We start from the raw sequence: 6,379 nt of genomic DNA on the forward strand, positions 1-6,379 counted from the left end.
TGATGCTGATTTCTGGTAATTTAAACAATAAAAGCTAAATACCTATTTTCTATATAGGAACCCGGTTTGATTGCTGAAAATATACGTAGTAACGCATCAAACCCGTGATAATAGTGCGTTAGGAACTCCGTTCTAACACACTCTACAATACCTAATTTCGTTCAAAAATCAAATAGTAATCCTATATACGTATACACATGAATACCAAAAATAAATATTTTAAAATATTATTCTCAGCGCGGCGGTGGATGCAGATATTGCTGAAAGTCGGAAGTTTCTGCAAGAGGCTAATTTATTTTGCTACTCAGCAACACCAAAAACCAAATCGGCATCCCAAATTTATTAAAGGATTATTTTTGACAACTTTACTGATATCTCTTTTACTTGGACAAGTCGTATCTGCACAAACTCCAAATATTACTTCCCTAGTTGAACAAGGAATTAAAGATTATGAGGCGGGGAATTTTTTTAATGCAATCAAACATTGGCAAGAAGCATTAAATCAAGATAAAAATAATCCGTCAGCTACGGCGGTTGTAAATGAAAATTTGGCGCGTGCTTACCAACAAATAGGAGAAAATAAAACAGCGATCGCATCGCTATCGGCGGCAATTAATGACTATAGTGCGGTAGGAAATATCCAACAAGTGGGACGGATGAAGTCAGAGCTAGCCCAAGTTTACAGCAATTTGGGACAACCCCGCAAAGCGATCGCACTTTTGTGCGGCAAACTGGTCGATAAGTCGAAAATCCCAGAAAATAAACTGAGTCAAGAAGTAAAATGCACTCCAGAAAGTGCTGCACAAATCGCCACAAAATACAACGATAAAAGCGGTAAAGTTGCAGCTTTAGGAATTCTCGGTGAAGCATATCGCTTAATTGGAGATTACGACCAAGCAATTGAATATTTACACCAAGCACAACAACTTTATCCAGCTTACGACTTTTTGGTGTTAAATAGTTTGGGTAATGCTTACAAAAGTCGCGCTCAATTGCGAGAGTTACAAGCCGATTCTGCAAATAAAGCTGGTATTATTAGTAAAGAAAATGAATTTACTCAAAAGTCTCTAGAAGACTATAGGCACGCTCACGAATATTTTCAGAAAAGTACACAACTCGCCAGCGACCAAAAACAAACTTTAGCTAAGATGCGAGGATTGTTAAATTTAATTCAGTTGGCTTCCCAGACCAATAGAAGCAAAGTTATGAACGATCGGGAATTTAACAAAACTGTTGACGATGCTTTAAAGGTTCTTGAAATTCTACCCGATTCAGCGACAAAAGTCTATGGAGCAATTGATTTAGCATACTTGCAGTCAGATGCTAAAGGAACTTCGCCTTTTACTTACTGTCCAAATAGCCGGATTTTACCCGATGCAGATGTATTAAGTTTGCTACACAAGTCAGTAGCGACTAGTAAAAATTTACAAGATAATCGCCTACTTTCTTATTCTAACGGCGCTTTGGGTCATTTCTGGGAATGCGAACCAAAGAAGGAAACAGAAGCATTAAAATATACTCAAACTGCAATAGTCGCAGCAGATAATAAGTTAAGTGCAAAAGATAGCTTGTATTTGTGGGAATGGCAAGCCGGACGGATTTTAGATAAACAGAATCGAAAAGAAGATGCGATCGCATCTTATCAACGAGCATTTGATACCCTAGAAGATATCCGCAGCGATATCTTAACCGCCGAAAGGGATGTACAGTTTGACTTCCGCGATGTTGTGCGACCATTGTATCGGACATTGGCACAGTCGCGGCTCGATTTGCTTGCAGTTGGTGCGATTGCAGATGAACGACGCGCCAAAGAATTATCAGAAGTAGTTACAACCATTGATGCTTTGAAACTAGCAGAATTACAAAATTATTTTGGCAATGATTGCATTTTAAGTGCCTTGAATCCCAAACCAGTGGGAGAACTCCTTAAGGATAATAGTGTAGCGTTTCAGAATACTGGGTTTTTGAGTTCCATAATTTTAGAGGGCAAAACCGGGATATTATTGCAGTTACCCAATCAGGCAACTAAATTTAAATGGATTGAAGATTCCAATCAAGAAGATACAAACAAAATAGTTAGCAGCAACACGCTACAGAAAAAAATTGCCGAGTTTCGCACAGGACTAGTTAAAGGAGAAGAACTAATTAACTACGATACAACAACTGCCGCACAGCTTTATGATTGGATAATTCGCCCCTTTGCCGAGGATATCAAACCGGAGAAAATCAAAACCCTAGTATTTATTCAGGATGGGTTTTTGCGTAGTGTGCCAATGGCAGCCCTTTATGACAACCAAGAACACAAATATTTAGTCGAAACTTATGCCATTGCAACAACCCCCAGTTTACGACTTAGCACACCCAAAGCAAGCGATCGCAGTCCGCAAAAAGCGTTAATTTTGGGTTTGACGGAAACAGCCACAATCGACGGGAAGATTTTTGATGCGCTTTCTGCTGTTCCTGATGAAATTAGTGCAATTAAAGGTATATTTCCTCGTCATACCGACCTCATCGATGAAAACTTTTTTCCCGAAAGCTTTCAAAAAACACTTGACAAAAGCACATATCCAATTATTCACATAGCTAGTCACGCTCAATTTGGGATCATTCCTGAAGACACCTTTATTGTCACAGGCAAAAACCAAAAACTTACCATCGGTCAATTAGAGAACTCACTACGAAACCTCAACAGCAAATCGGATAGTGTCGAACTACTGACATTGACTGCATGTGAAACTGCATTTGGTGACGATCGCGCCACACTAGGGTTAGCTGGAGTTGCCTTGCAAGTTGGGGTAAAAAGTGCGATCGCATCTTTGTGGAGTGTCACAGATGAATCAACATCGGAATTAGTCAAAGCATTTTACACCAACTACCGCAACGCTGGCATGAGTATTGCGGAAGCGTTGCAAAAAGCCCAAATTAGAATGATTCATGCTAAGAAATTATCGCCATCCGAAATAAATCCCAGCTATGATAATCCTGCGTATTGGGCACCAATGATTGCGATCGGTAATTGGCTTTGAAAGTCACATCCTCTCTACTGACATTCTCGACTGAGTACCAACTGTCCATTAGCCAGTCGATAAAGCCCTTGTGGTTCAATAATGCGATCGCCTTTTTTCCAAGTCCGCGATGTTGGTTGAACGTTACGCACTTCACCAGTTGAATATACAGAAATTAATCCATTCCCTGGACTATTACGTAAAGCACCAGAACCAGTGATGAAGAATGTACCCCCTTCCTTGGAACTGCGGGAAACGCAACTATTGGCGATGAGTGCATTAGTGTCGATGACGTTTGGAGCTACTTGAGTAAAGCTATTTTGAATAGAATTGGTATCGGGTGCGTTAATATTTGTGATACCGGAAACGCCTAATTGCGAACTTGCAGTAATATCGCTTTTATCTGTTGGCTTTGTCCGCGACTCGATACCGAAAATACCCTGCGAGTTGATTTGAACGTTTCCACCAGTTCCAGTGTATGCATTGGCGCTGATGTCGCTGTTTTCTTTAGGGATGGCGACGATATATTTAGAGTTGATATTGATGTTACCGCCATTGCCACCTGCTTCTGCCCTACCTGCGGTGGTTGAAATGAAAGCGCCATCGCGCAAAAGTAATAAATCAGCGATGTTGAGGGTGATGTTACCACCATTACCTGCATTTGTTGAAGAAGCGATCGCACTACTTTTTCCCAGAATTTCCAGAAAATTAGCATTAATTCTAATATCTCCAGCGTCACCCGTACCGAGGCTGCCGGAAATAATTTGGGCACGATCACTTATATCAAGATTATTGGTAGTAATATCTATATCACCACCTTTCCCCTTAGCCCCTTCCTGAACTGATGATGTTATACCAGTTGCCAACTCACTATCTGAACCAATCAGGCTAATGTTATCAGCTTGTACAGTTAAATTACCCGCATTTCCATTTCCAAAAGTTCCTGATGATATCTCCGATTGTTCTTGTACATTTAATAGTTGCGTTTTGATGCTGATATTGCCTGCGTTACCCTTAGCTTCATGGTTAACCTGAGTTCTGATACTACTACTTCCGCGTAAATCAATTTGACTCGCATTAATCCCAATATTTCCGGCATTACCTTGATTGAATGTGCTGGCAGAAATTCCTCCGTTATTGCTGAGGTTTAAGCGTCCAGTTGTAACGTCAATGCTTCCCCCAGAACCAATTCCCCCATTTTGCAATTCCGCAAATAAACCTGATGGTGCAAATGAACCATCTAGTCGTTCCACACCAACCCCAGTAATATCAATAAAATCAGTGGCACGAACCACCAAATTACCCCCTTGTCCCCGTCCTCCTAACACTGAGGTTGATATGTTTCCACCATTACTCAACCGCAACCGTTCCGTGTCAATAGTTATCGTGCCACCTCTTACATCTGCATTACCTCCAATCACATCTGAGGATAAGTCACTCATATCAGGAATACCGCCGAACCGAGACAGAAATTCTTGTAGCTGAGGCTGAGAAAAATTTGTTTCTGCACGAGGTACGAAAACAAACCCGTCGACTTCTATATCCTTGGCGCGAATAGTAATATTTCCAGCATTACCACTTCCTCTACTGGATGAGGTGTTTATATGTCCTCCTTCAGTTAGGGAGAGTTGAGGCGTTTCTATCGTTACATTACCACCATTTCCTGAGCCAATAGAAGTACCACTTGATACATAACTGTTGCCGCTTATTCCTACGTATTCACTAGCTTTAATCAAAATGTTAGCTGCATTTGCACCGCTAAAGGTATTCGTTGTGAGATTACTCCCATCTTTGAGATTGACTCGCTGGGTTTCAATGGTGATATCCCCTGCTGTTGCTGGAGTTGTACCTGTGAGTGATAAAAAAACACCTGTAGATATATAACTTTTAGTCACCTCAACCGCATTTTGAGCCTGAATGGAAATAGAACCAACATTTCCACCACCAGATGCAAATGCTGTCACTCCCCCCCCTGATAAATTGTTTTGAACTCGCAAAGTGCCCGTTTCAATTTGTATATTCCCTGTTGAACCAGAGCCATTACTGGATAACCCTAAAGAGCCGTTATTAGTGATATTGACGGCATCTGTAGCTCGCACTGTCAAGTTTCCTCCATTACCTGCACCGTTATTGTAAACCTGGATAAAGCCGCCATTGACGTTAACCGACTCCGTAGCATTGAAGGTGAGATTCCCTCCATTGCCTTTCCCATTGCTAGATGTAGAGATTCCAACAAGATTTTCTGGTGTTCCATCTCCGGTAATTGTGATTTTCCCGGCATTGATAGTAACATCACCACCTGCACCAGTATCATCACTGCTGGAAAAAATGGAACTGCTGCTAGCAAGAGTTACTGCATCGCTGGCTTGAATTTGAATATCACCACCCCTTGCTGCACCAGAAGTAGCGCTCACAATTTGAGAGTCATTGCCTAAATTAAATTGAGTCGCATCAACAACAATTGAGCCACCATTGAAACTAAATAGATAAGAACGGTTTCCGTTTAGGGCAATTTTTCCGCCAAATAACTCAATTCCACTATTTCCACCTGTAGCGGCAATTCTTCCATTCGTTAAGTTAATGGGTGCCCGTCCGAAATTTTCTGGTAACTTAAAACCCAATGAGGAGTTATTAACATTCAGCCCAACGGTTGTATCTCCACTGACTGCGCCCAATTTCACTTGTCCATTTTGAGTAAACAAATAACTACCATCTAAGGTAATTTCACCGCCTATAAGTGCTAGGGTGCTACCAGAGCCAACATACAAAGCATTAACTGCTTGGTTAGTAATACTTCCTGGTTGGGAACCAAACTGCAAGCCAATTGGTACATTAATAGCCAACAACGGCGGCGCTTGCGGATTTGTGGCACTAAACTCTACCCCATTGGGAAAGATTAAGCTATTTGCAGTTGTCCCCACAAATGAACCCTGCACATCTAAACTGGCATTTTTCCCAAACACAATCCCATTGGGATTTAGCAAAAACAAATTTGCACTACCCAATACCCCCAATCTCCCGAAAATATTTGATGAGTTACCACCAGTAACCCGAGAAAAGATATTTGTTATCCCTTCTGGATTGGCGAAATAAACGCCTCGACCAACGCCGACATTAAAATCTTGAAAGCTGTGAAATAAGTTAGTGCCACGAGCCGCACCGCCATCGATAATGTCATTTTTTTGATCGAAAGGAATGACTTGCGATCGCTCTTTGCTAAGGGTGTTGTCGGGAGTTAACTGAGCAAAACTAGGATGAATAGAAACTGCTAATGCTCCCACCCACCCCAACCATCCCGCGACGCTAAACCGCAAAATTTTCATAATTTTTATTAGCCTATTTTTCTGTAAGACTCATATCATGTCCGCTTGATT

The 6,379-nt window shown here is 41.3% G+C and carries 2 protein-coding genes; one reads left to right on the plus strand and one right to left on the minus strand.

Features of this window, described 5'->3' with window-relative positions; all coding sequences use genetic code 11:
* The first annotated feature begins 197 nt into the window (after positions 1-197).
* On the plus strand, positions 198-3,026 hold the full coding sequence (locus tag CDG77_RS24320; RefSeq protein WP_094331916.1) for a CHAT domain-containing protein: 2,829 nt from the start codon (positions 198-200) through the stop codon (positions 3,024-3,026).
* A 14-nt stretch (positions 3,027-3,040) separates the two neighbouring features.
* Here CDG77_RS24320 and CDG77_RS24325 read toward each other — a convergent pair whose 3' ends face one another.
* Entirely contained in the window at positions 3,041-6,328 is a 3,288-nt protein-coding gene (locus CDG77_RS24325; protein ID WP_094331917.1) for a two-partner secretion domain-containing protein, read from the minus strand.
* Positions 6,329-6,379: the final 51 nt, after the last annotated feature.

Source organism: Nostoc sp. 'Peltigera membranacea cyanobiont' 213 (assembly GCF_002245975.1).
In the GTDB taxonomy this organism is placed as follows: Bacteria; Cyanobacteriota; Cyanobacteriia; order Cyanobacteriales; family Nostocaceae; genus Nostoc.